Source organism: Streptomyces sp. NPDC059895, assembly GCF_042731035.1.
Classification (GTDB): domain Bacteria; phylum Actinomycetota; class Actinomycetes; order Streptomycetales; family Streptomycetaceae; genus Streptomyces.
In genome coordinates this window covers 90,838-110,054 of the sequence record NZ_JBHWKO010000030.1, presented here as the reverse complement: position 1 = coordinate 110,054, position 19,217 = coordinate 90,838, and the positions used below count along the sequence as shown (strand labels likewise).

Annotated in this window: 13 protein-coding genes and 1 pseudogene; 7 read left to right on the top strand and 7 right to left on the bottom strand. The window is 73.5% G+C overall.

The genetic code is table 11. The features are described from left to right. Positions 1-444: 444 nt before the first annotated feature. Positions 445-894, top strand: a complete 450-nt coding sequence (locus tag ACFV9M_RS28640) for a PTS glucose transporter subunit IIA (protein WP_385067270.1) — start codon at positions 445-447, stop codon at positions 892-894. A gap of 79 nt (positions 895-973) precedes the next feature. Next, a complete protein-coding gene (gene ptsP / locus ACFV9M_RS28635; RefSeq protein ID WP_385067268.1) occupies positions 974-2,644 on the top strand; it encodes a phosphoenolpyruvate--protein phosphotransferase in 1,671 nt (556 codons plus the stop codon). Positions 2,645-2,714: 70 nt separating this feature from the next. On the opposite strand, the gene ACFV9M_RS28630 is transcribed toward ptsP, so the two are convergent. Together ACFV9M_RS28630 and ACFV9M_RS28625 are read right to left on the bottom strand one after the other, a co-directional pair. Then, positions 2,715-3,617 carry a hypothetical protein gene (locus tag ACFV9M_RS28630; RefSeq protein WP_385067266.1) on the bottom strand — a complete coding sequence of 301 codons (903 nt, stop codon included), beginning with the start codon at positions 3,615-3,617 and terminating at the stop codon, positions 2,715-2,717. Positions 3,618-3,830: 213 nt separating this feature from the next. After that, a complete protein-coding gene (locus ACFV9M_RS28625; protein ID WP_385067263.1) occupies positions 3,831-5,798 on the bottom strand; it encodes an acetoacetate--CoA ligase in 1,968 nt (655 codons plus the stop codon). A 212-nt stretch (positions 5,799-6,010) separates the two neighbouring features. Here ACFV9M_RS28625 and ACFV9M_RS28620 point away from each other — a divergent pair, with 212 nt between their 5' ends. Continuing rightward, complete coding sequence (locus tag ACFV9M_RS28620) at positions 6,011-8,386, top strand: glycoside hydrolase family 31 protein (RefSeq protein WP_385067260.1); 2,376 nt, start codon at positions 6,011-6,013, stop codon at positions 8,384-8,386. On the opposite strand, the gene ACFV9M_RS28615 is transcribed toward ACFV9M_RS28620, so the two are convergent. Then, positions 8,377-8,913 (bottom strand): NUDIX domain-containing protein, encoded by a 537-nt coding sequence (locus ACFV9M_RS28615; RefSeq protein ID WP_385067257.1) that lies wholly within the window; start codon positions 8,911-8,913, stop codon positions 8,377-8,379. The genes ACFV9M_RS28620 and ACFV9M_RS28615 overlap by 10 nt on opposite strands. A gap of 392 nt (positions 8,914-9,305) precedes the next feature. Between ACFV9M_RS28615 and ACFV9M_RS28610 the strand changes: the two genes are divergently transcribed. The 3 genes and pseudogenes from ACFV9M_RS28610 (at position 9,306) to glpK (ending at position 13,186) form a co-directional block, all read left to right on the top strand. Next, entirely contained in the window at positions 9,306-11,099 is a 1,794-nt protein-coding gene (locus tag ACFV9M_RS28610; protein ID WP_385067255.1) for an EAL domain-containing protein, read from the top strand. A 367-nt stretch (positions 11,100-11,466) separates the two neighbouring features. Continuing rightward, positions 11,467-11,580: pseudogene (locus tag ACFV9M_RS28605) on the top strand (aquaporin family protein); the annotation flags it as partial. A gap of 40 nt (positions 11,581-11,620) precedes the next feature. Then, entirely contained in the window at positions 11,621-13,186 is a 1,566-nt protein-coding gene (glpK, locus tag ACFV9M_RS28600; protein WP_385067252.1) for a glycerol kinase GlpK, read from the top strand. 142 nt (positions 13,187-13,328) lie between these two features. Here the strand turns inward: glpK and ACFV9M_RS28595 are convergent, their stop codons facing one another. The 4 genes from ACFV9M_RS28595 to ACFV9M_RS28580 form a co-directional block, all read right to left on the bottom strand. Next, the gene (locus ACFV9M_RS28595) at positions 13,329-13,934 is read right to left on the bottom strand and encodes an ATP/GTP-binding protein (RefSeq protein WP_385067249.1); all 606 of its coding nucleotides are present in this window, start codon (positions 13,932-13,934) and stop codon (positions 13,329-13,331) included. Between the two features lie 156 nt (positions 13,935-14,090). After that, positions 14,091-14,486 (bottom strand): DUF742 domain-containing protein, encoded by a 396-nt coding sequence (locus ACFV9M_RS28590; RefSeq protein WP_385067247.1) that lies wholly within the window; start codon positions 14,484-14,486, stop codon positions 14,091-14,093. 9 nt (positions 14,487-14,495) lie between these two features. Further along, the gene (locus ACFV9M_RS28585) at positions 14,496-14,930 is read right to left on the bottom strand and encodes a roadblock/LC7 domain-containing protein (RefSeq protein ID WP_385067244.1); all 435 of its coding nucleotides are present in this window, start codon (positions 14,928-14,930) and stop codon (positions 14,496-14,498) included. Then, complete coding sequence (locus ACFV9M_RS28580) at positions 14,927-17,989, bottom strand: nitrate- and nitrite sensing domain-containing protein (protein ID WP_385067242.1); 3,063 nt, start codon at positions 17,987-17,989, stop codon at positions 14,927-14,929. Before ACFV9M_RS28580 ends, ACFV9M_RS28585 begins: the two co-directional genes overlap by 4 nt. Before the next feature lie 453 nt (positions 17,990-18,442). Between ACFV9M_RS28580 and ACFV9M_RS28575 the strand changes: the two genes are divergently transcribed. After that, positions 18,443-19,135 carry a hypothetical protein gene (locus ACFV9M_RS28575; protein WP_385067239.1) on the top strand — a complete coding sequence of 231 codons (693 nt, stop codon included), beginning with the start codon at positions 18,443-18,445 and terminating at the stop codon, positions 19,133-19,135. Positions 19,136-19,217: the final 82 nt, after the last annotated feature.

Sequence of the window (19,217 nt, the reverse complement as noted above, 5' to 3'; positions counted from 1 at the left end):
ACGGGGTATCAACATATCTGGCGTTGATTTTTGGCACGCTGTTGAGTTCTCAAGGAACGGACGCTTCCTTTGTACTCACCCGAGAGACTCTCTCGCGGCTTTCCTCCGGGCGCTTCCCTTCGGCGTTTCCAACTCTATCAGTGTTTCTCCGGCTCTCTGACCACCCTCCTGCGGACATGCAGAAGCCGATCCAGAGATGAGGATCTGACAAATTGGATGCTGCTCGGTTAAGCGCACTTGATCGCGTCGCTCACCCTCAAGCAGGAGTACGACTCTACATGGGGGCGCGCAACACTTGCAAATCCATTAGGATGGTGGTCTAGACCATGGATCGTGATCACTTGAGCGGAACCCGTACTTCATGTGACATACCCTGCTGCACAGGGCACGGTCCGGGACCTTGAGTGACGGCCCACATACATCTCCACCCCTGGGAGGCTTCCCATGACCACCGTGACGTCCCCGCTGGCAGGACGCGCCATCGGACTGGCCGCCGTGCCCGATCCGGTCTTCTCCGGGGCCATGGTCGGCCCGGGCACCGCGATCGACCCCGTGCGAGAGCCCTCCGAGGCCGTCGCACCCGTGGACGGGGTCATCGTCTCCCTCCATCCGCACGCCTTCGTCGTGGTGGACGCCGAAGGGCATGGGGTGCTCACGCACCTCGGCATCGACACCGTGCAGCTCAACGGCGAAGGATTCGAGCTGCTCGTCAACAAGGGCGACACCGTGACGCGCGGGCAGGGCATCGTGCGCTGGAATCCGGCCGCGGTGGAAGAGGCCGGCAAGTCCGCCGTGTGCCCGGTCGTGGCGCTGGAGGCCACCGCCGACGCCCTGGGCGAGCTCCGTGAGGACGGCGACCTCAAGACGGGCGATGTCCTCTTCTCCTGGCGCTGACGCCGCAGCCGTCGTCCTGACGGCACGCAGGAACAACCACCACGGCGGCGGGACCCGCCGCACTATCGGAGACGGTGAGATGGAGACAACGCTGCGAGGCGTCGGCGTGAGCCACGGGGTGGCGATCGGCGAGGTTCGGCACATGGGAACGGCGGTCCTCGAACCGCCCGCCAAGCAGATCCCGGCCGAGGACGCGGAGCGCGAGCAGGGACGGGCCCGCCAGGCCGTCGAAGCCGTGGCCGCGGACCTGATCGCGCGCGGCAACCTGGCCGGCGGCGAGGCACAGGCGGTGCTCGAGGCCCAGGCCATGATGGCTCAGGACCCCGAGCTGATGGCGGACGTGGACCGACGGATCGCTGTGGGCAGCACGGCCGAACGTGCCGTGTACGACGCCTTCGCCGCCTACCGGGAACTGCTGGCGGCGGCCGGGGAGTACCTGGCCGGACGGGTGGCCGACCTCGACGACGTGCGGAATCGCATCGTCGCCCGTCTGCTGGGCGTCCCGATGCCGGGTGTCCCGGACAGTGACGAGCCGTACGTGCTCGTCGCCCGGGACCTGGCGCCGGCCGACACCGCGTTGCTGGACCCGACGCTGGTACTCGGTTTCGTCACCGAGGAGGGCGGGCCGACCAGCCACAGCGCGATCCTGGCCCGTGCCCTGGGCGTGCCGGCGGTCGTGGCACTGCCCGGTGCGGGTGAGCTCTCCGAGGGCACGCTGATCGCTGTCGACGGCAGCACCGGCGAGATCTTCGTGAACCCGAGCGACGCGAAGAAGGCGCAGCTCGAGTCCGCCGCCGCGGAGCGCAGGGCCGCGCTCGCCGCCTCGACCGGGCCGGGTGTCACCGCCGACGGTCACAAGGTGCCGCTGCTGGCGAACGTCGGCGGGCCGGCCGACGTGCCAGCCGCCGTCGAGGCGGGCGCGGAGGGCGTCGGTCTGTTCCGAACCGAGTTCCTCTTCCTCGACGACAGCAAGAACGCGCCGTCGGAGGAGAAGCAGTTCGAGGCGTACCGGCAGGTGCTCGAGGCGTTCCCGGAGGGGCGGGTCGTCGTGCGGGTCCTGGACGCGGGGGCGGACAAACCGCTCGACTTCCTCACCCCGGCCGACGAGCCGAATCCGGCGCTGGGCGTGCGGGGTCTGCGGACGCTGCTGGACCACCCCGGCATCCTGCGCACCCAGCTGACGGCACTGGCCAGGGCCGCCGAAGGGCTGCCCGTCCACCTCGAGGTGATGGCCCCGATGGTGGCGGACCGTGCCGACGCCAGGGCGTTCGCCGACGCGTGCCGGGCGGCGGGGCTGCGGGCGAAGTTCGGTGCGATGGTCGAGATTCCGTCGGCCGCGCTGCGGGCCCGTTCCCTCCTTCAGGAGGTGGAGTTCCTGTCTCTGGGGACGAACGACCTCGCGCAGTACACCTTCGCCGCCGACCGTCAGGTGGGTGCGGTGTCGCGTCTGCAGGATCCCTGGCAGCCCGCGCTGCTCGACCTGGTCGCGCTGGCAGCCGAGGCGGCCGGGGCCGAGGGCAAGAGCTGTGGTGTCTGCGGCGAGGCCGCGTCGGACCCGCTGCTCGCGTGTGTGCTGACCGGTCTGGGCGTGACCTCCCTGTCCATGGGGGCTGCGTCGCTTCCATATGTGCGGGCGACGCTCGCGAAGTACACGTTGGCTCAGTGCGAGCGGGCCGCCGCGGCCGCGCGTGCGTCCGACAGTGCCGAGGAGGCGCGGAACGCGGCGCGGGCCGTGCTGTCCGGCGAGTAGTCGGACCGGTTCGGCACATGGCTGGTGAGCAGGGGCGCTCCTCCATCGGGGGAGCGCCCCTCGCCGTGGGTCAGTGGCGGTGGCCCGGCATCGGTCCTTCCTCGTCCCGCCGGCCGAGGTCGGGCGGTTCGCAGTAGTCGACGCCGGACTCGGGTGAGATGAGGTCTCCGGACTCGACGTCGGTGCAGTAGGCGTCGAAGACCTCGCCGGCGGTCAGCGGTTCGAGGCCTTCGCCGCGCAGTCGCCATCCGTAGACCCGGTCCGGTGTGCCCGGGGCGCTGGTGCGCATGACCAGGCCGCCGGGGCTCCGGGTGGCGAGTCCGAGGGCCAGGACGGTGGTGAACTCCAGGGCCTCGGCCTCGTCGAGGGGGGTGGTGCCGTCCGCCGCCCGGTCGGCGTGGAGGACGGCGACGAGGGTCTCGGGTGTGCCCGTGACGCTGCAGACGAGGTGCCGGTTGCCCGGTGGCGCGGTGTCGAGGATGCGGACGACGAGGTCGGAGGCGTCGGTGAACGCGGCGCGTCCGAGGTCTTCGCCGCAGCTCGCGCACGCGCCGAGGCGGGCCAGGAGGGTGGCCGCGTACTCCCAGGTCGCCTGTCGGACGGCTTCGTCGACGAGGGCGGGGACGAGTTCGGCGAGGGGCTGGCCCTCGTAGGGGAGGGTGGGGCCGGTCGTCGCCAGTTCGGCGGTGAAGCGGGTGCGGTGGGCCGGGACGTCGGGGTCGATGCCCTTGTCCGAGCAGAACGCGGCGTACTCCTGCGGGTCGAAGAGTGCCACCGTGGTGTGGATGCCCTGGAGGGCGCGGATCCTGAGGAGGTCCTCGACCTGCCGGAGGTAGGTGGTGTGGTCGTCGAAGGTGAAGCTGCGGTAGCGCCGCATGGCACGGAAGTCGTGTTCGTCGGTGAGCAGGCCGATGGTGCCGGCGATCTCGCGGCGCAGGACGCGTCGCATGGTCCGGTGGTCGGTGTGTGCCATGGTTTCCCCCTGTGTGCACGGTCGATCAATGCTCACTCACAGTAATCGACGGCACTGACAACGGGCCCTGGATCGTCTGTGCGTCCGGCCGGGCGCTTGGTGATCGCCCAGGTCGGAGGGGGTGTGGCCGCCGTGTGGGGCAGGCGCTCGGACGCGGCGGCCGGGGCTGTCGGGTCCGAGCGCCTACGGCGGGTGAACGGTCGCGGGGCGGGGTCAGGCCCGCTTGCGTGCCAGGTCCTCGTAGAAGTGCAGCAGGTCGAGGTTGTCGATCGAGCCGGCGTTGACCGCCTTCTCCAGGGGGGTGCCCTGGAGAAGGCGCTTGACCGGGACCTCGATGCGTTTTCCGGTGAGGGTGTGCGGGACTCCGGGCACCTCGATGATCTCGTCGGGGACGTGGCGGGGGGAGAGCTGCTCGCGGATGGTCCCTTTGATGCGGTTCAGCAGCGCGTCGTCGAGGACGGCTCCCGGCGCCAGGTGGACGAAGAGGGGCATCCAGTAGCCGCCGTCGGGCTGCTCGACGCCGATGACCAGGGACTCCTTGATCTCGGGGAGCCGTTCGACGGCTTCGTAGATGTCGGCGGAGCCCATGCGGACGCCCTGGCGGTTGAGCGTGGAGTCGGAGCGGCCGTGGATGACGACGGAGCCGCGCGAGGTGACGGTGATCCAGTCGCCGTGGCGCCAGACGCCGGGATAGGTGTCGAAGTAGCTGTCGTGGTAGCGGCGGCCGTCGGGGTCGTTCCAGAAGTGGACCGGCATGGACGGCATGGGGTTGGTGACGACCAGTTCACCGACCTCGTCGACGACGGGGCGGCCGTCCGGGTCCCAGGACTGCAGGTCGGTGCCGAGCCCGGCCGCCTGGAGTTCGCCGGTGTACACCGGGAGCGTCGGGACGGCTCCGGCGAAACAGGAGCAGACGTCGGTGCCGCCGCTGACGGAGGCGATCCACAGGTCGTCGCGGACCTCGTCGTGCAGCCAGCGGAAGCCGTCGGGCGGGAGCGGGGAGCCCGTGGTCGCGACGCACCGCACGCCGGACAGGTCGAAGTCGCGGGCGGGGTGGACGCCGGCCTTGCGGCAGGCCATGACGTACGCCGCCGAGGTGCCGTAGAGGGTGGCGCCCGTGCGTTCGGCGACGCGCCACTGGGCCGCGGTGTCGGGGTGGCCGGGGCTGCCGTCGTAGAGGACGACCGTGGTGCCGGTGAGGAGACCGGAGACGAGGAAGTTCCACATCATCCAGCCGGTGGAGGTGTACCAGAAGAAGCGGTCGCCGGGGCCGAGGTCGCAGTGCAGGCCCAGCTGTTTGAGGTGTTCGACCAGGATGCCGCCCTGGGACTGGACGATGGCCTTGGGCAGGCCGGTCGTGCCCGAGGAGTAGAGCACCCACAAGGGGTGGTCGAAGGGGACCTGTTCGAAGACGGGGTCCTCGTCCGCGGCCGTCAGGGCCGACCATCGCAGGGTTCCTTCGGGTGCCTCGGTGCCCAGGAGGGGGATGTGGACCACCGCGCGCAGGGTGGGCAGTTCGCGGCGCAGTTCGGCCACGGTGTCGCGGCGGTCGTGCTCCTTGCCGCCGTAGCGGTAGCCGTCCACGGTGAACAGGACGACGGGTTCGACCTGCTGGAAGCGGTCGAGGACGCTGCGGGCGCCGAAGTCGGGGGCGCAGGAGGTCCAGACGCCGCCCACGGCCGCCGTGGCGAGGAGGGCGACGACGGCCTGCGGGATGTTCGGGAGGTAGCCGCTGACGCGGTCTCCGGGGCGGACGCCGAGGCCGCGGAGCTCGGCGGCGAGCGAGCCGACCTGGCGGCGCAGCTCGGACCAGGTCACCGGGCGGGGTTCATGGGTCTCGTCGACGTGGAGGAGGGCCGGTTCGTCCGCTCGGGTGGCGCTCGCGCGCAGGGCGTGCTCGGCGTAGTTGAGGGTCGCTCCGGGGAACCACCGGGCGCCGGGCATGGAGCGGTCGGCCAGCACGCGCGCGTAGGGCGTGGAGAAGCGGACGTCGAACCACTCCGTGACCGCTTCCCAGAACGTCTCCAGTTCGTCGACGGACCAGCGGTGCAGGGCCGGATAGCCGCCTTCCGACGGGGCTCCGTGGCGTTCGGCCGCCCAGGTCTGGAACCTGGTCACCTGGGCCTCGGCGATGCGCTGCGGATCGGGCCGCCAGAGCGGCTCGGGGTTCAGGGTCGACATGGGGCGGCTCCCGGACTGTGCGCGTCGTGTGCGTCACCGCGCACGTGCTGGGGTGTGCGCGTGACGCGGCTGACACGGACGATGCCATGAGGTCGATATCCGCACCAGGGCGGGCGCCACACACTTCACGTGGTGAAGATGTGGTCCGGGCACGGGTGAACGGAAGTTGAACGACACGCGCGCGTGGCCCGGCAGATGGCAGGGTGAGCACTATGGACGGTCGTGACCTGGTGCGTTCGATGAAGACGGTCGGTTCCGCGGGGGCTGCCCAGGGGTTGCGCACCGTGCGGGCCGCCTGGCGCAGGCGGCGCGCCGACGTCGCGGGGCTGCCGGCCCGCGGGGCCGAGCGGGCCCGGGTGCCCGGGCAGGTGCGGGAGGTGGAGCCGGGGCCCGGCGGCGGGACGCTCCGGTTCGGCCGCTCGGAGCTGCGCGTCCGCGTGGCCATGAACGGGGCCGTGTTCTGGGGCTGGGACGGGGCCGGTCCGGAGCCGTCGTACGCGCTGGCGGGGCGGTGTCCCGAGGCGGATCCCCGGGCGGTGCTGGAGCCGGACAAGGACGGCGGCTGGCGGGTCGTCGCCGAGCGGGTGACGGTCGTGATCTCACGGCACGGCGCGGTCGAGGTGCGGACGCCGGGAGGGGTCACGCTGCGGCGTGATCTGCCGCCGCGCTGGTGGGAGCCGCAGGACGGCGGTCCGGGCCGCTGGATGCAGCGCTCGGAGGTGGCGGCCGACGCGCGTTTCTTCGGGCTCGGCGGGCGGGTGTCCGGGCCGCGGCTGCGGGACGGTGCGTACCGGCTGTGGAACACCGACCCCGGGCACCCGGTGGGCCGCCGGGACGACCCGCTGCACCTGACGATGCCGGTGCAGCTGGTGGTGGCCGACGCGGGCACGCACCTGGTGTTCCACGACACCTCCTGGGACGGCACGGTGACCCTGCGGGAGGGCGAGGAGGGGGCCGGCTCCGGGCACGACCGGGCCGGGACGTCACAGCTGCGGATGGACGGCGGGCCCCTGCGCTGCTGGGTCGTGGTCGGCACGCCCGCGCGCGTGCTGTTCGTCTGGGCCTCGCTCACCGGGGCGCCGGCGCTGCCACCCGCGTGGGCACTGGGCCACCATCACGCGCGGTGGGGTTCCGGGGGCGAGCAGGAGCTGCGGCAGGTCGTCGCGGGCTACCACGAGCACGGTCTGCCGCTGGACGCGGTCCATCTGGACATCGGCCACCTCGACGGCCACCGGGCGTTCACCGTGGACCCGGAGCGCTTTCCCAAGCTTCCGGTGCTCGCCGAGGAACTGCGGCGGGACGGGATCCGTCTGGTGTCGGTCGTCGACGCGGCGGTACCGGCCACGCCGGGCGACGCCGTGTACGACAGCGGGATCGCCGAGGGCGCGTTCGTGCGGGACGCCTCCGGACGGGTCGTCCACGGGGTGGTGGGCCCGGGCGAGTCGGTGTACCCGGACTTCACGGACGCGCGCGTGCGCAGATGGTGGGGGGACCTCTGCGCGGAGCGGATCGAGCAGGGTTTCGCGGGGTTCCGGCACGGCATGGACGAGCCGACGTCGTTCACCGCCTTCGGGGAGCCGACGCTCCCCCGGTCGGCCCGGCACTCGCTGGAGGGGCGCGGCGGCGACCACCGCGAGGCGCACAACGTCTACGGGCTGTGCATGGCGCGGGCCGGCTACGAGGGCATGCGCGGGCCGCGCCCCGAGGAGCGGCCGTTCGTCCTGTCGCGCTCCGGCTGGGCCGGTCTTCAGCGCTACGGCGGCACCTGGTCCGGCGACGTCGCCACCGGCTGGCCGGGGCTGCGGGCGTCCCTGTCCCTGGTGCTGGGCCTCGGGCTGTGCGGGGTGCCGTACTCGGGGGCGGGAGTGGGGGGTCGGGACGGCGGTCCTTCCGCGGAGCTGTACCTGCGGTGGTTGCAGCTGGGCGCTTATCTGCCGCTGTTCCGTACGCAGGCCGGTCCGCGCGCGCGGGGCGGGGAGCCGTGGGAGTACGGCGCCGATGTGCTGGAGCACGCGCGCGTGGCGCTGCTCGAACGCCGGCGGCTGCTGCCGTACTTCGTGACGTTGGCGCATCTCGCCCGGCGTACGGGCGCTCCCTATGTGCGTCCGCTGTGGTGGGCGGCGCCCGAGGACCGGGCGCTGCGGGACTGCGAGGACGCCTTCCTGCTGGGTGACTGTCTGCTGGTGGCGCCGGTGCTGGAGCCGGGGGCGGGCCGGCGGGCGGTGCGGTTGCCGCGGGGTCTCTGGTACGACACGGCGACGGGGAAGACGTACGAGGGGCCGGGGCAGGTGCTGGTGGACGCCCCGCCGGCACGTGTTCCGGTGCTCGCGCGCGCGGGTGCCGTCCTGCCGGTGCGTGGGGCGGACGGCGGGCTGGAGCTGGAGGTGTGGGCGCCCGCCCGGGGGCGGACGGGGGGCGGTCTGGTGGTGCGGGACGCCGGTGACGGCCGGGAGGAGGCCGAGGTCGAGCGGTACGTCGCCCGATGGGCGGGCGGGAAGGTCGTCGTCGAGCGGGAGGGTGAGGCCGGCGCGGTCGTGCCGCCCCACCCGGTGCGCGTACGCGGGCTCGGCGGGGCGCCTCAGACGTAGCGGCCCTCGAAGAACGCCCGTACGGCGAGCGTGTGCAGCGGGAAGGCCAGCTCCTGCGGCCCGCGCAGGAGGTGCCAGCCTTCCGTCTCGTCCGTGGCGGCGGACGTGGGCAGTCCGTCCGCGGGGCGTTCCGGCAGGAGGCCGAAGAGCAGGAGGTGGCCGTCGGGGGAGCTCATGGCGTCGGCGAGGCGCACGTCTCGGCTCGCCGCGTCGATGCCCGTCTCCTCACCGAGTTCGCGGACGACGGCCTGCCGCCAGTCCTCGCGGTCGTCGATGAATCCGCCGGGCAGGGCGATGCCCCCGCGCGCCGGGGGGATGGTGCGGGTGATGACGACCAGGGACGTGCCCTGGGTGTCGTAGACGGGCTGGAGCGCGATCGCGACCGGCAGCGGGTTGCGGTACGCCACGGCGGCGCAGGCCGGGCAGGAGCGGGGCCAGCCGGTGACGCCCTCCCCGTAGGGCGCCCCGCAGCTCGAACAGTGGGAGCCGGCCGGGGAGTTGGAAGTGGGGTGTGGGTTTTCGGACACGCGGCGGACTGTATCCGATCATATGAGGGCGATGTGCGGCCGGTTCCGTGCCCGCCCTGGTGGGCGTGGGAGACAGGGCCGCGGTCGGGTGCGGCGGCGGCGCGCCGGTGGACGTCGGTGGACGTCGGTGGACGTCGGTGGACGTCGGTGGACGTCGGTGGACGTCCCGTCGTCACGGCGGGGAGCGCCTCCTGCCGTCGGCGGGGTGCCGCCTCCGGTGTCCGTCGCGCCGGTGGGGAAGCGGTCGGGTCGCCGCGGTGCTCGCCGGACGCTCGGGCGCGCGGACAGGCGTTCGAGCTGCACTTTCTCACGCGCTGTGATCGTTCGGGAATCCTGCGTGAACGTCTCGTGAACTGCGCCTGGGCGCACTTCGGGGGCGCCATCATGCTCCCGTGCACTCCTGGACGGATACTCTCCGCTTCGCCTTTCAGCCGGTGGTCAATCTGGTCACCGGAGGTGTGGCGGGGCTGGAGGTGCTCGCGCGCCCGGAGACCGGCGACATCCTGGCGGAGGCCCGGCGGGACGCCGAACTCGACGGCCGGCTGGCCGTGTCGGCGGTACGGGCCGCCGCGCGCCGGGAGACCCTGCTGCCCCTTCAGGTGAACGTGTTCGCCGGCACCCTGGCCGACCTCGGCGGTCTCACCCCGCTCCACGACGCCGTGCGGCAGGCGGGGCGGCTCCCGTGGGAGGTGACGGTCGACGTCGTCCCGCCGTACACGCACGTGCCGCAGCGCGCGCTGCTGGAGGCGCTGGCGGCGCTGCGGGGGCAGGGTTTCCGGATCAGCGCGGACGGCGTCGGGGACGGGGACGTACCGCTGCGGCTGCTCACGGACATCGCGCCGGACCTGGTGAAGCTCGACGCGTGCCTGCTGAGCCGGCCGGCGGCGGTACGGGCGATGCGGACGCTCTGCGACGAGCTGGGAGCGCTGCTGTCGGTCGAGGGCGTGGAGACCGAACTGCAGTGTGCGGCGGCGCGGTCGGCCGGTGCGCAGCTCGCCCAGGGTGAGCTGTTCGCGCCGCCGGCCCGGCTGCCCGCGGCGGACGTGTACGTGCCGCCGCGCGCCTCGGGAACGGTGTCGGCGCCCCGGTCGGGGCCGTCGGTGCGGGAGTTCGTCCGGCCGGCCGCGCTGCTGCCCGCGGCCGCCTCCGCCGGGCAGGTGCGGGCGCTGCTGACCGGGTCGCCGGACGTCTCCGGGGTGCTGCTGGTGGACCGGGCGGGCGTGCCGCTGCGGTCGGTGCACCGCTCGCGTTTCCTGCTGTCGATGTCGGGGCGGTACGGGCACGCCCTGTACGCCGACCGGCCCGCGGCCAAACTCGGTGACGCGCCGCGGACGGTGGGCATCGACGCGACGGCGTGGGAGGTACTGGACGTCGTCGCCGTCGGTGGCCGGGACCGCACCTCCGACGACGTGGCGGTCGTCGACCGCCACGGGCGGTGCGTGGGTGTCGTGCGGCTCGCGGACCTGGTACGGGCGCTGTCCGAGACGCGGGTGGAGGAGGCGGCGGGGCTCAACCCGCTGACGCGGCTGCCCGGTTCGGACGCGATCACCGTGGAGGCGGACCGGTGGATCGCGGAGGGGCGGTCCTTCGCGCTGAGCTGGCTGGACGTCGACCGCTTCAAACAGGTCAACGACGGCGCCGGGTTCGCCGCCGGGGACGAGCTGATCCGCTCGGTGGGCCGGGCGTTGCAGGCCGCGGCGTCCGGCAGCACGCGCGTGGGGCACATCGGCGGGGACGACTTCCTGGTCCTGACCGATCCGGAGGGCCTGGATCCGCTGGCCGCCGCGGTGCTCGACGCGCCGTGGTCGGCGGGCGGGTGCCCGGTGACGCTGTCGCTGGCCACGGTGGTGTGCCCGCCGGGCAGTGTGCCGGACCACCGCCGGGCGGCGGCCTGCCTGGCACCGCTGAAGAAGGCCGCGAAGGCGCTGCTCGGGGCCAGTTGGGTCCTGGGGCACGCGGGGGCGCCGGGGCACGAGGTGCGGAGGGGGGCGCCGCCGGTGGCGGCCGCCGGGCCGGGCGTGGTGGGCGGGGTGGGCGCCGCCGGGCCGGGCGTGGTGGGCGGGGTGGGCGCCGCCGGGCCGGGCGGGGTGGGCGGGGTGGGCGGCACCGGGCCAGGCGTAGTGGGCGGCACCGGGCCAGGCGTGGTGGGGGTGGAGCCGGGCCGGGGGCGGGAGGCGCCCGGGTGAGCCGTGCCGGTGCTCGGGTGGCTCTCCGCGGGGCGTGAGCGCCGGCGGCGCCCTCCGGTCCGCACGGCTCCCGCCAACCGTTGCCGTCCCCCTCCTTGACGCCCCCTGAGCGCCGGTGAACACTTCCCGGTGTCAGCCGACATCGCCGTACATTCACGGCTTACCTGGCACAGCGCCCCAGGGGCTCCCCCCTTCAGGACGCGCTCCCCCATGGGCGATCGGGCGATTCGGCTACGACGGCACACGCTCGTCACGGACGCCGGGCGGGGCGCGGGACCTCCCTGCCTTGGCCGAAGCAGCCACGGGAACCGCACCTGCACGCCGGCGCACCGGGGTCGAACGCCCCGGGCCCGGCCTAGGAGCCGCCATGAGCAACGGGGACGTCTTCCTCGGCGAGGTCATCGGGACCGCGATCCTCATCCTGTTCGGCGCGGGCGTCTGCGCCGCCGTGACCCTCCGGCACTCCAAGGCGCGGGCCTCCTCCGCAACGCCGCCTTCTGAACTCAGCCCAAGGGGTAGCCATGACGGACAACGCCGAGAAGTACGTCGCCGCGATCGACCAGGGCACCACCTCGAGCCGCTGCATCGTCTTCGACCGCAGCGGCGCGATCGTCGCGCTGGACCAGCGCGAACACCGCCAGATCTTCCCGAAGCCCGGCTGGGTGGAGCACGACGCCGCCGAGATCTGGTCCAAGGTGCAGGCGGTGGTCGCCGGCGCGATCGCCCGGGCCGGGCTGCGGGCGGAGCAGATCAGCGCGCTCGGCATCACCAACCAGCGTGAGACGACCGTGCTGTGGGACCGCGCCACGGGCAAGCCCGTCCACAACGCGATCGTGTGGCAGGACACCCGGACCGCCGCGCTCTGCGAGGAACTCGGCGGCGCCGACGGGCAGGACCGCTTCCGCGAGCGGACCGGCCTGCCGTTGGCCGGCTACTTCTCCGGGCCCAAGGCGGCCTGGCTGCTCGACAGCGTGCCCGGGCTCGGGGACCGCGCCCAGCGCGGCGAGATCGCCTTCGGCACCATCGACTCCTGGCTCATCTGGAACCTCACCGGCGGCGTCGACGGCGGCCGGCACGTGACCGACGTGACCAACGCCGGACGCACCCTGCTGATGGATCTGGAGACCCTCCAGTGGGACACGTCGATCCTGTCCGCGATGAACGTGCCCGAGGCCGTCCTGCCCGAGATCCGGTCCTCGGCCGAGGTGTACGGCACCGCGGTGGGCCCGCTGCCCGGCGTGCCGGTCGCCTCGGCGCTGGGCGACCAGCAGGCGGCGGTTTTCGGGCAGGCCTGCTACGACGTGGGGACGGCGAAGAACACGTACGGGACGGGGAGTTTCCTGCTGATGAACACCGGCGGCCGGCCGGTGCCGTCGAAGAGCGGGCTGCTGACGACGGTGGGCTACCGGATCGGAGGGGAGGCGCCCGTCTACTGCCTGGAGGGGGCGATCGCGGTGACGGGCGCGCTCGTGCAGTGGTTCCGGGACCAGCTCGGCATCATCCGCACGGCCGACGAGATCGAGACCCTGGCGGCGAGCGTCGACGACAACGGCGGCGCGTACGTCGTCCCTGCCTTCTCCGGGCTGTTCGCGCCGTACTGGCGGTCCGACGCGCGCGGTGTCGTCACCGGACTCACCCGGTACGTCACCAAGGCGCATCTCGCGCGCGCGGTGCTGGAGGCCGTGAGCTGGCAGACGCGGGAGGTCGTGGACGCGATGCACCGGGACTCCGGGGTCCGGCTCACGGCCCTGAAGGTGGACGGCGGCATGACGCGGAACAACCTGCTCATGCAGCACCAGGCGGATGTGCTCGGCGTCCCGGTGACCCGGCCGCGGGTCGCGGAGACGACCTGCCTGGGCGCGGCCTACGCGGCCGGTCTGGTCACCGGTGTGTGGAACGACCTCGACGAGCTGAAGGCGCACTGGCAGCGGGACGCCGAGTGGACGCCGTCGATGGAGGCGTCGGTGCGGGACCGTGAGTACGGCAACTGGCGCCGGGCCGTGGAGAAGAGCTTCGGCTGGGTCCGGGACGGCGAAGGCCGGGCCGGCGCCGGCCGCACGCCGGGCGAGGGCCGGACGGACCCGTGAGCCGGGCGGACCCATGGGCCGGGCGGACGCGTGGGCCGGGCGGACGCGTGGGCCGGGCGGTCCGCCCCTCGAGCCACGGCTCGTACCCCTGTCGGCGGGGGTACGGGCCGTGCCCACCTCTCCGGTGCGTCTCGGGTGCGTCTCAGGTGGTGACGGCCCGGCGGCGGTCGCCGGAGAACTCCATGGCGTGCTGGACCACGCCGACGAGGATGTCCTTGACGGAGCCGCGGTCGCGCGCGTCGCACAGGACGACCGGTACGCCGTCGTCCAGGTCGAGTGCCCGGCGTACCTCCTCGGCCGGGTAACGGGGCGCGCCCTCGAAGCAGTTCACCCCCACGAGGAAGGGGATGGAACGGCGCTCGAAGTAGTCGACCGCGGCGAAGCAGTCCTCCAGGCGGCGCGTGTCGGCGAGCACGACGGCGCCCAGCGCGCCCTCGGACAGCTCGTCCCACATGAACCAGAACCGCTCCTGGCCGGGCGTGCCGAACAGGTACAGCACCAGGCCCTCGCGCAGGGTGATGCGCCCGAAGTCCATGGCGACGGTGGTGGTGTGCTTGCGCTCTACGCCCGTGAGGTCGTCGACCGGGCGGCCGGCCTCGGTGAGGTACTCCTCGGTGCGCAGCGGCCTGATCTCGCTGACGGCGCCGACGAGGGTCGTCTTGCCCACACCGAAGCCGCCGGCCACCAGGATCTTGAGCGTGACGGGCTCGACCGGGGGCTTGCCGCGCTCAGAACGCCCGAAGATCATCGTTCACTTCTCCTGCTTGATGGGGTCGTGGGGCGGTGGGCCGTGGCCCCCGCCGTCGGGGGTGCGGACGGCTCGGCGGGCCGGAGCCCGCGGCCCGGACGCCGTGTGCCCCGCAGTGGTCGCCGGGTCACGTCCTCACCCCCGTTCCCGCGCTGCTCACAGCGCTCTGAGGCCGTTGATCACGTCGCGCAGGATGCTCTCGTCCGGCAGCTCGGCCGGAGGCACGGGCCGGTTCACGTGGACGAACTCCGCGTCCACGAGATCCCCTACGAGCACCCGGACCACGCCGATGGGCAGGTCGAGTCCGGCGGCGAGTTCGGCGACCGACTGCGGCTCCTCCCGGCACAGGCCGACGATGTCGACGTGTTCCGGGGAGAGCGAGGGGTCCTCGTCGGGGTCGTCCGCGTGGGGTTCGGCGACGACCACCGCGATCAGGTCGAGACGGTGCTGGACCGCGCTGGTGGTGCGGCCGCGTGTCATGGCGTACGGACGGACGACCGGCCCGGCCTCGTCGTCGAACCAGTGGCTTCTTCCCTGACCGTCTGTGCTCATGCCATCCCACTACCCGCCCGAGGGCAGATCGGTGCGCGGCGCCGTGCCCAGGTGTACGCCGACCCGCTTCACGAGCAGCGTCATCTCGTAGGCCACGAGCCCCACGTCCGAGTCGGCGTCCGCGAGGACGGCGAGGCAGCTGCCGTCGCCGGCGGCGGTGACGAACAGGAAGGCCTCGTCGAGCTCGACGACGGTCTGCCGGACGCTGCCGGCCTCGAAGTGGCGGCCGACGCCCTTGGCGAGGCTGTGGAATCCGGAGGCGACGGCGGCCAGGTGCTCGCTGTCCTCCCGGGTGAGGTCCTTGGACGCTCCGGTCGGCAGGCCGTCGCCGGAGAGCACGACGGCCTTGCGGATGCTGGCGACTCGGTCGACGAGTTCGTCGAGGAGCCAGTTCAGCTCGCCGTTGCTGGTCGTGCTCTGGCCGGTCGCCTTCGGTGCGGTCATCGACCGTCCCCCTCTGTCGTTCGTTGTGGTGCTGTGCCGCTGTGGGCGTCTTCGCCCGCGGCGTTCTCCGCGCGGCCGCGCTGCCAGCCGCGCTGGAGCGAAGCCATGCGGCTGCGTACTTCGTCGGCGTCCCGGTCGGCGGGGTCCGTGCGGTTCTCGGCGCGCGGGGCCGGGCCCTGCCGCAGCTGCGGGGCCAGGTTCGCCTGCCGTACGCGCCGGGGCAGCGCCCCGGTCGGGGTGCCTGGTGCGGTGTCCGCGGGGGTGCCCGGTGCGGTGTCCGCGGGGCGGTTGCGCGGGGTGCCCGGGTGCCCGGGCGGGTCGGCCTGGCCGCTCGTGGGGGCCGTGGCCTGCCGGGTCCGTTGGGGAAGGGCGGGAGGCCGGGACCGCTCGTCGGTGAGCCGGGCGGACGGGCGGGCCGGCTCGGCGGCGCCGCGGGCACGTGGCGGCGACGGCTGGTCGGCGCCCCGGCCGACCAAATCCGACGACCGCGATGACTGCGATGACTGCGACGGCTGCGACGGCTGCGACGGCTGCGACGGCTGATCGTGGCCGCGGTCGCGGGACGGGGACCGCTGGTCGGTACCGCGGAAGGAGTGCTCGGACGGGTCCGTGTTCCGGGGTATGTGGGCGGTGGCGCCGCGTCGGCGCGACGGCAGGGGCGCCGGGGTGTCGCCGTCCGGTGCCCGGCGCGGCCCCGGTCCCGACGGCGGGTTCTCGGCCGTCTCCGAGCGGCGGGAGCGTTGTTCGGTCACCGGGCGGCCGTGGGAGCTGACCAGCTTGGGCGTCCGGCGGCTCGGCAGGGGTACGGGGGCGGCCGGTTCGCCGGGAGCGGTCCGGTCCGCCGCGCCACGGGCGTCGGACAGCCGGCCGTGCGGTTCGACGGCCGGGCCGGCCGGCTCGTCCTGTGCACGGGTGAGGGAGCGGCGCGGGCGGAACAGCCCGCCCCGGTCGTCGTCGTCCTCCAGTGGAGCGGGGAAGTCGCCGAGGGCGTCCAGGCCGACGGGCGCCTCGAGCTCGACCGGGCCGTCCAGCAGCGCGGCGGGCACTCCGGGCAGCTGCACCGGGGTGGTGGACAGGGCGGAGCGGCGGCTGCTCTGCGCGGGCTCGCCCTCCTTGGGGGGCCGGGGGCGGTCGAGGCGGAAGCCGATGCCGTTCGTGTCGGGGACGTCGTCGGTGAGCAGGGCGTCGGGGATGAAGATGACGGCGGTCGTGCCCCCGTACGGGGAGGGCTGGAGGGAGACGCGGACGTTCTGCCGCTGGGCGAGCCGGCTGACCACGAACAGCCCGAGCCGGTCGGTGTCGGACAGCTCGAACTCCGGGGTCTCGGCGAGCCGGAGGTTGGCCTCGAGGAGCGCCTCGGGCGCCATGCCGAGGCCGCGGTCGTGGATCTCCAGGGTGAAGCCGTTGGCGACGCGCTCGCCCAGGACGTGGACGGCGGTGTGCGGCGGGGAGAACACCGTGGCGTTCTCCAGGAGTTCGGCCACGAGGTGGGTGAGGTCGGCGACGGCCGGTCCGGTGACGGCGACGCGCGGCAGGCGGCGGACCTCGATGCGTTCGTAGTCCTCGACCTCGGCGACCGCGGCGCGCACGATGTCCATGAGCTGGATGGGCTTGCGCCACTGCCGCGAGGGCGCGGCGCCGGAGAGGATCACCAGGCCCTCGGCGTGGCGGCGCATGCGGGTGGTGAGGTGGTCGAGCCGGAAGAGGTCGGCGAGTTCCTCGGTGTCCTCGGTGCGGCGCTCCATGGTGTCCAGCAGGGTGAGCTGCTTGTGCAGCAGGACCTGGCTGCGGCGGGCGAGGTTGACGAAGACCTCGGAGACGCCGGAGCGCAGTTCGGCCTGTTTGACGGCGGCCTCGACGGCCGCGCGCTGGAGGGTGTTGAGCGCCTGGCCGACCTCGCCGATCTCGTTCTTGTCGTACTCCAGGCGCGGGACCTCGGTCTCGACGTCGACCTGCTCACCCGCGGAGAGCCGGCGCATCACGCTGGGCAGCCGGACACCGGACGCCTCGTGGGCCTCCAGCCGGAGCTGGCGCAGGTCGCGGATGAGCCCGCGGCCGATACGGACGGACAGGACGACGGAGACCAGCAGCGCCACCAGGCCGAGGACGCCGGCGACGACCGCCTTGACGATGACCTGGAGCGCCACCGGGCGGACGCGGTCCTGGTAGCGGTCGTGCGCCTGCTCGTCGAGGGTGCCGAGTTCGTCGAGGACGTTCGCGGCCGCGGTGTCCCAGGTCCGTGCCGTGACGCCGCGGGGCATGTCGCCGGGCGTGGTGGCGACGACGGCCTGTTCCGCCGTGCGTACGGGCGCGGTGGTGGCGTTCTTCCAGAAGCTCTCGTAGCGTTCGCGCTCCGCGGCGGGCAGCTGGGAGAGGCCGATGTCGTAGACCACGTCGCGCTGGGCCTCGAGGTCGGAGACGGCGCGTATCTCCTCGCGGGTGAGGCGGCCCACGACCAGGGCGGAGCCCAGCAGGGCGTCCTCCTGGGAGAGCAGTTCACGGGCCCGGGCGACGCCGACGAGGGCGCGGTACTGCTTGTCCATCTCGACGCTGTCGACGACGTCCAACTTGGCCAGCAGGCCGTAGCAGGGGGCGATCAGCCTGTTGTACAGGTTCAGGGCCTGCGCGCGGGACACGGTGCCGTCCTCGACGCCGAGGCGCAGCGAGTCGATGCCGTCGAAGGCGTCGAGCACCGCGGTCAGGGCCTCGCGGTCGTCCTGGTCCAGCTCGTCGCGCACGTCGGGGTCGCTGCCGTTCCCGCGGATCTCCGCCAGGGCCTCGTCGGTGGCGGTCCGGGTGCGGTCCAGCGCGGCGAGCGCGTCGGAGGCGCGGGGGTCGGCGAGGTGGACCAGGGTCTGGCGGCGTTCCGCCTGGACGACCCGGACGGTGTCCTCCAGCGGGTAGCCGAGTTTCTCGACGAGGCGGGACACGGTGAACAGACGGTTCGCCTCGCGGCCCGTGAGTACCGTGGCGAAGCCCCAGATGGCGGTCAGGGACACCAGCGGCACGAGAAGCAGCGCCACGATCTTCCGGCGGATCGACTTCCCGCGAAAGCGCATGGCCTCCCCCAGCTCGAACCCCCACCGGCCGGGGGCACATCCAGCTCGAACCCCCCACCGGCCGGGGGCACATCTGTGCGTCAACGAACGGCGCGAGCCTACTACCGACGCAAAGTTAACTTACAGCGCCGTCCGGAAGCCGGTCGTCCGGATCGGCGGCGGTACGGGGGCAGTTGTCCCGTCATTGCGGGAGATTGCCTCCCCGGGGCGGCGTCCGCGGAGCGTGCCGTACCGGAACGATGTCGTGGGCGAGTTGGCCAGAACTTTTCGAAATCGGGGAATCTTCGAGGTGAGTCGTGCGTCCTATCCATTGGGAATTGGGGGCGGAATCGGCCACAGGAGCCGCATGCCGCACCTGGGCGGCGTAAAAGAGCGCAAGCCGGGCAGCCACTGGGGAGCCGGTTCTTCGAGCCGGGGGCAAGCGGTCTGCCGGCGGTGGGGAGTGACACGTTGATGGGCACGGCGGAGCGGCGCGGGGCGCCCGAGGACGGCGCGGCGGCGCGCGGCACGGCGCCGCGGGAGGCCGAGGCTCCCGGCGCGTGGGATCGCGGTATTCCGACGGACGGACGCGAAACGACGGACAGGCGCGGAACGACGGACGGGCGCGGAACGACGGACGGGCGCGGAACGGCAGACGGGCGCGGAACGGCAGACGGGCGCGGTGCGGCGGTGGCCGCGGGGTCCGACGGCGCGCCCGGAGGCGCCGGGCGGGCCGGCGGGGCGGGGCGCGACGCGGAGGAGGAGCGGGCGGCCCCCCGCCCGTTGTGGGTGGAGGAGCCCGCGCGGCGGCGCCGGCTTCCCGATCCGGTGCGCACCGCGGCCGTGCGCGCGGTGCTCGTCATCGCGGTGACGCTGCTTCAGGCGATGGTGGCGTTCCTGTGCACCCTGGCCGGGTCCTGGCCGGCGTTCCCCATGGTGATCAGCAGCGTGGTCAGCACGGTGGTGGCCACGTGGGCCGCGCTGGACGTCTGGGTGACCCGCCAGGTGTGGAGCCAGCGGAACGGTGTCGTGTCGGCCCCGAGCAGCACGGCACGGGCGCTGCGGCGCGAGCGGCGCCGCGCCCGCCGGCAGGCGCGGGCCGTCGAGCGGACGCAGGAGCGGATACGCCGGCGGGGCGGCGGCGCCGGGCAGTTGTCGCATCCCTGAGCAGGGCGTGTAGGGCGGCCACGGTGCCTGTAGGGCGGCCATGGTGCCGGCTTCCTGCCGGGCACCGTGGCCGACGGAGCGC

What these genes read in the sequence shown, in the direction of transcription:
- ACFV9M_RS28640 (WP_385067270.1), top strand. Translation starts at nt 445, where the DNA reads ATGACCACCGTGACGTCCCCGCTGGCAGGACGCGCCATCGGACTGGCC.
- ACFV9M_RS28575 (WP_385067239.1), top strand. Translation starts at nt 18,443, where the DNA reads ATGGGCACGGCGGAGCGGCGCGGGGCGCCCGAGGACGGCGCGGCGGCG.
- ACFV9M_RS28590 (WP_385067247.1), bottom strand. Translation starts at nt 14,486, where the DNA reads ATGAGCACAGACGGTCAGGGAAGAAGCCACTGGTTCGACGACGAGGCC.
- ACFV9M_RS28620 (WP_385067260.1), top strand. Translation starts at nt 6,011, where the DNA reads ATGGACGGTCGTGACCTGGTGCGTTCGATGAAGACGGTCGGTTCCGCG.
- ptsP (WP_385067268.1), top strand. Translation starts at nt 974, where the DNA reads ATGGAGACAACGCTGCGAGGCGTCGGCGTGAGCCACGGGGTGGCGATC.
- ACFV9M_RS28585 (WP_385067244.1), bottom strand. Translation starts at nt 14,930, where the DNA reads ATGACCGCACCGAAGGCGACCGGCCAGAGCACGACCAGCAACGGCGAG.
- ACFV9M_RS28580 (WP_385067242.1), bottom strand. Translation starts at nt 17,989, where the DNA reads ATGCGCTTTCGCGGGAAGTCGATCCGCCGGAAGATCGTGGCGCTGCTT.
- ACFV9M_RS28630 (WP_385067266.1), bottom strand. Translation starts at nt 3,617, where the DNA reads ATGGCACACACCGACCACCGGACCATGCGACGCGTCCTGCGCCGCGAG.
- ACFV9M_RS28595 (WP_385067249.1), bottom strand. Translation starts at nt 13,934, where the DNA reads ATGATCTTCGGGCGTTCTGAGCGCGGCAAGCCCCCGGTCGAGCCCGTC.
- glpK (WP_385067252.1), top strand. Translation starts at nt 11,621, where the DNA reads ATGACGGACAACGCCGAGAAGTACGTCGCCGCGATCGACCAGGGCACC.
- ACFV9M_RS28625 (WP_385067263.1), bottom strand. Translation starts at nt 5,798, where the DNA reads ATGTCGACCCTGAACCCCGAGCCGCTCTGGCGGCCCGATCCGCAGCGC.